The 5,529-nt window shown below is 69.7% G+C and carries 4 protein-coding genes; all 4 read right to left on the bottom strand.

From position 1 onward, the window contains the following. Positions 1-233: 233 nt before the first annotated feature. Positions 234-1,496, bottom strand: coding sequence for an NADP-dependent isocitrate dehydrogenase (gene icd, locus VGV13_12040; GenBank protein ID HEV8641821.1), 1,263 nt, complete (start codon positions 1,494-1,496; stop codon positions 234-236). Then, positions 1,496-3,835: an aconitate hydratase gene (locus VGV13_12035; protein HEV8641820.1), complete on the bottom strand. Its 2,340-nt coding sequence runs from the start codon at positions 3,833-3,835 to the stop codon at positions 1,496-1,498. The genes icd and VGV13_12035 overlap by 1 nt, the downstream gene beginning before the upstream one ends. A 113-nt stretch (positions 3,836-3,948) precedes the next feature. After that, positions 3,949-4,662: a succinate dehydrogenase/fumarate reductase iron-sulfur subunit gene (locus VGV13_12030; GenBank protein ID HEV8641819.1), complete on the bottom strand. Its 714-nt coding sequence runs from the start codon at positions 4,660-4,662 to the stop codon at positions 3,949-3,951. Beyond that, complete coding sequence (locus VGV13_12025; protein HEV8641818.1) at positions 4,659-5,528, bottom strand: haloalkane dehalogenase; 870 nt, start codon at positions 5,526-5,528, stop codon at positions 4,659-4,661. Before VGV13_12025 ends, VGV13_12030 begins: the two co-directional genes overlap by 4 nt. Between the last annotated feature and the right edge of the window lies 1 nt (position 5,529).

Genomic DNA, 5,529 nt, shown 5'->3' with positions numbered 1-5,529 from the left:
CCCTGGGGCACGCCCTCGATGACGTCCACCAGCACGACGTCGCCCAGCTCCTTCTCGACCGCGTACTGCGCCACCGTGGCCCCGACGTTGCCGGCGCCGACGACGGTGATCTTGGGACGGCGATTGATCACGCTCAGCGGTTCTGCTGTCCCGACTTGCATGCCTGCCTCTCTCTGTTTATACGCTCGCCTCGGACGGCGGGGCCCCAGCCCCGCGACGTCCTGCGGCCCGCACTACAGCTTCGCCATGTTCCCGATGATCGCCGTCCCGAACTCCGAGCACTTCACCTCCCGGGCGCCCTCCATCAGCCGGGCGAAGTCGTAGGTCACGACCTTCGCCTGGATGGTCCGCTCGAGCCCGGCGATGATGCGGTCGGCGGCGTCCGTCCAGCCGAGATAGCGCAGCATCATCTCGCCGGAGAGGATGACCGAGCCGGGGTTGACCTTGTCCTGCCCGGCGTACTTCGGGGCCGTCCCATGGGTGGCCTCGAACAGGGCGTGACCCGTGTCGTAGTTGATGTTGGCGCCGGGCGCGATGCCGATGCCCCCCACCTGGGCGGCCAGGGCGTCGGAGATCAGATCGCCGGTGAGGTTCGGGCACGGGATCACGTCGAACTCGTCGGGACGGGTGAGGATCTGCTGCAGGAACGCGTCGGTGATGGCGTCCTTGACGAGGATCTTGCCCGCGGGCGGCCGGCCGCCACACTCGTCCCAGGACACGGTCTTGTCGCCGAACTCGCGCTTGGCCAGCCCGTAGCCCCACTTCATGAACATGCCTTCGGTGTACTTCTGGATGTTCCCCTTGTGGACCAGCGTGACGTTCCGCCGATGGTTCTCGATCGCGTAGCGGATGGCGGCGCGGATCAGCCGCTCCGAGCCCTCCTTCGACACCGGCTTGATCCCGATGGAGGAGGTGTTGGGGAAGCGGATCTGCTTGACCCCCATCTCGTTCTGGAGGAAGGCCACGACCTTCCGGGCCTCCGGCGTCCCCTGCTCCCACTCGATGCCCGCGTAGATGTCCTCGGTGTTCTCGCGGAAGATCACCATGTCCACCCGCTCGGGGTGCTTCACCGGCGACGGCACGCCCTTGAAGTAGCGGACCGGGCGGAGGCAGACGTAGAGATCCAGCGCCTGACGAAGCGTGACATTGAGCGAGCGGAACCCTTCACCCACGGGGGTGGTGAGCGGCCCCTTGATCGCGACCAGATAGTCCCGGATGACGTCCACCGTCTCCGGGGGCAGGAGGTTGGGCGGGCACTCGGCGCCGTAGGCCTCCTTGGCCTTGTCGCCCGCGTAGGTCTCCATCCACGCGATCTTCTTCCGCCCGCGGTAGACCTCCTCGACGGCGGCGTCGAGGACGCGGACGGCCGCCCGCCAGATGTCGGACCCGGTGCCGTCGCCCTCGATGAACGCGATGATGGGGTGGTCGGGAACGCGCAGCTTCCCGTGGTCGATGGTGATCTTCTCCCCCGCGGGGACCTTGACCTTCCCTGGCATTACGTTCTGTCTCCTGGCTTGGGATCGACGTCGCCGGGACGCAGGCGCACGTCCGCCATCGCCACCGGCTGGCCGGTCGCGGGGTCGAGCGGCATCTGCCCGGCGTTGAGCGCCGAGCCCGCCCGGAACCACGCGATCTGTTCCCGGGTCATGGTGTGATTGGCGCGGATCTCCTCGACCCGGCCGTCCGGCTTCTTGATGCGCACGGTCACCGGCTTCCCCGGCTCCAGCGCGTGGAGGCCGACGATGCTCACCCGGTCGTTCTGCTCGATGCGGTCATAGTCCCGGGGATCGGCGAAGGTGAGCGGGAGGATGCCCTGCTTCTTGAGGTTGGTCTCGTGGATGCGCGCGAAGGAACGGACGAGCACGGCCGCGCATCCGAGGTAGCGGGGCGACATCGCGGCGTGCTCGCGGCTCGAACCTTCACCATAATTCTCGTCGCCGACCACCATCCACTGCTGGCCCTTGGCCTTCAGCTCGCGGGCGATCTTGGCCAGGGGCTGACCGGCGGCGCCGGATATCGGATTAATGCTCTTGCCCATCTCGCCGGTGAAGGCGTTGAGGGCGCCCATGAACATGTTGTCGCTGATCCGGTCGAGGTGGCCGCGGACGAGCAGCCACGGCCCGGCCGGCGAGATGTGGTCGGTGGTCGTCTTGCCCTTGGTCTTGACGAGGACCGGCAGGTCCACGAAGTCCTTGCCGTCCCAGGCTACGAACGGCCCCAGGAGCTGCAGGCGCTGGCTGTCGGCCGGGATGACGACCTGCACGGAGTCCGGGTCGTCGGCCGGCGCTTCGTAGCCCTCGGCGCCGCCGGCGAAGCCGTCGCGCGGCAGCTCCTCGGCCTCGGGCGGCGTGAACCGGAACGCCTTGCCGTCGGGGGCGGTCAGCGTCCCGTGCACCGGGTCGAACTCCAGCGTGCCGGCGAAGGCCAGGGCCGTGACGATCTCCGGGCTGGTCAGGAACGAGAGCGTCGCCGCGCTGCCGTCGTTGCGCCCGGGGAAGTTCCGGTTGAACGACGAGACGATCGTGTTGGGCTCGTCGGCCCCGACGTCCCGCCGCTTCCACTGCCCGATGCAGGGCCCGCAGGCGTTGGCCAGCACCGTCCCGCCCATGCGCTGCAAGGTCTCGATGATGCCGTCGCGCTTGATCGTCTGGTAGATGCGCTCGGAGCCGGGGGTGATGAGGAAGGGGACCTTCGCGCGCAGCCCCGCCTTGATCCCCTGCAGGGCCAGGTGGGCGGCCCGGCGCATGTCCTCGTACGAGGAGTTCGTGCAGGAGCCGATCAGGCAGTTCGTGATCGTCACGGGCCAGCCGTTGGCGCGCGCCTCGGTGGCCAGCTTGCTGATCGACCGGCCCCGGTCGGGCGAGTGCGGTCCCACGACCTGGGGCTCCAGCTCGTCCAGGTTGATCTCGACGATCTCGTCGTAGAACGCCTGGGGGTTGTCGAACACCTCGGGGTCCGGCGCCAGGTGCCGACCGTACTCCTCGGCGAGCCTCGCGATGTCGCTTCGGTCCGTCGCTCTCAGATAGGCGGCCATACGCGTGTCGAAGGGGAAGATGGACGTGGTGGCTCCGAGCTCGGCGCCCATGTTGCAGATCGTCCCCTTGCCGGTCGCGCTGATCGACTCGGCCCCGGGGCCGAAGTACTCGATGACCTTGTTGGTGCCGCCCTTCACGGTGAGTAGCGCGCAGAGGTAGGTGATGACATCCTTGGGCGCCGCCCAGCCCGCCAGCTTGCCCGTCAGGTGCACGCCGACGAGCTTGGGGTGGAGCACCTCCCATGGCAGCCCGGCCATGGCCTCGGCGGTGTCGGCGCCCCCCACGCCGATGGCGAGCATGCCGAGCCCGCCGCCGTTCGGCGTGTGCGAGTCGGCGCCGATCATGAGGCCGCCGGGGAATGCGTAGTTCTCCAGGACGACCTGGTGGATGATCCCCGAGCCCGGGCGCCAGAAGCCGATCCCGAACTTGCGCGAGGACGATCGGAGGAAGTCGTAGACCTCCTGGTTCTCGCGGATCGCCCGGGCGAAGTCTTCGGCCGCGCCCGACTCGGCCCGGATGAGGTGGTCACAATGCACGGTGGTGGGCACCGCCACGCGTTTACGGCCGGACTGCATGAATTGCAGCAGCGCCATCTGACCGGTGGCGTCCTGCAGCGACACGTGGTCCACCCGCAGGCGCAGCAGCGCCTTGCCGCGCTCCCACTGCTGCACGTCGAAGTCCCAGCAGTGGATGATCAAGATCTTCTCGGTCAGCGTGAGCGGCCGGCCGAACTTCCGGCGCGCGCGCGCGAGAAGGTCCGGCATCGCGGCGTAGAGCGACCGGATCTGTTCGGCGGACATCGGAACCTCCTCAGGCAAACGTTCGCCTCCCACCCGACGGGGGGCGGGAGGCGCGCAAGTGACGAATAACTCTAGCGCGCCGCGCTGTGACTCGTCAAGGACGGGACCGACGCTCAGCGCCGGCCGAGCAGCCGTCGCGTGGCCATCTGGCGGAGCCGGACGATCGACGTCGTCGGGCTCAGGCCCATCGGGCAGACCTCCGTGCAGTTGGCCTGGCCGTGGCAGCGCGCCAGCGCGTCGTCGGAGAGCAGCACGGACCAGCGCGCCGTGGTGGCGCCCTCGCGCGAGTCGCGCTGGAGTGTGAAGGCGCGGTTGAGCGCCGCCGGCCCGGGGAAGCGCTCGTTGGCGGCGACCATGGTGCAGGCGGAGACGCACATGCCGCAGCCGATGCACTCGATGGCGCTGTCGATCTCCCGCCGCTCGGCGGCGTCGCGGGAGATCGCCGCGTAGGCGGGGGCCGACGGCCGGGGCCCGAACGCGGCGCCGACGGCGCGGAGCTTGTCGCTGAACGGCGTCATGTCCACGACCAGATCGCGGAGGAGTGGGAAGTGATAGAGGGGGCGCACGCTGAGGGGCCGGCCGCCCAGGCCGCTGATCCGCGTGCGGCAGGCCCAGCGCTCGCGACCGTTCACCACCACCGCGCAGGAGCCGCACATGCCGACGCGGCAGGCGTAGCGGAAGGCGAGCGTGGGGTCCTGCGTGCGCTGGATCTCGACGAGCGCGTCGAGCACGGTGGTGTCGGGCCCCGGGCTGACCCGGTACTCCTGCCGGCGCTCGGGCTCCCCGGCCGACCACCGGAACACGCGCAGCGTCACCGTTGGGGTCACCGGAGGCTCCGCACGAACCCGGCCACGGCCTGGCCGATCTCGGCCGGCGAATCCTCCTGCACGAAGTGCAGACCCCGGACCGTCACCTCGCGCTGGTTCGGCCAGCGGCGGCAGAACTCCCGCTGGGCGCCCACCAGGATCGACCCCGGATCGGCGTTGATGAAGAGCTTCGGCACCTCACTTCCGGCCAGCCACTGCCCGTAAGCATCCACGATCGCCACCACGTCGGCGGGCTCGCCGCCCACGGGGATCTCGCGCGGCCAGGCGAGCATCGGGCGCCGCGACTCGCCGGGATCGCGCCACGGCCGGCGGTAGGCCGCCATCTCCTCGTCGGTGAGCTTTCTGAGCACGCTGGCGGGCAGGATCCGCTCGACGAAGACGTTCTTCTGGAGCACGATCTCTTCGCCCGCCGGAGAGCGCATCGCCTGGAAGATCCCGCGCGCGTTCTCCGGCCACTCCGTCCAGATCACCGGCCGGACGATCGCCTCCATGTAGGCGATCCCCCGGACGCGGTCCGGGTGGCGCCGCGCCCAGTGGAAGCCCAGCGCCGAGCCCCAGTCGTGCCCCACCACGGTCACGCGGTCCCTGAGGTTCAGCGCGTCGAACCAGGCGTCGAGGTAACGCGCATGGTCGACGAAGCGGTAGGAGCCGCCGGGAGCCGGGCCCGACTCGCCCATCCCCACGAGGTCGGGCGCCAGACAGCGTGCCACTGACTCCACGTGCGGGATCACGTTGCGCCAGAGGTAGGACGACGTGGGGTTGCCGTGCAGGAACACGACCGGGTCGCCCGCGCCCACGTCGACGTACGCCATCTCGCTGTCGAGCACGCGGACGCGGCGGCGCGGGTACGGATCGGCGGCGGGAATC

Source organism: Candidatus Methylomirabilota bacterium (assembly GCA_036001065.1).
Lineage (GTDB): Bacteria > Methylomirabilota > Methylomirabilia > Rokubacteriales > CSP1-6 > MNEF01.
Note: the sequence above shows the minus strand (reverse complement) of the source record. Positions and strands in the feature narration are given on the sequence as shown.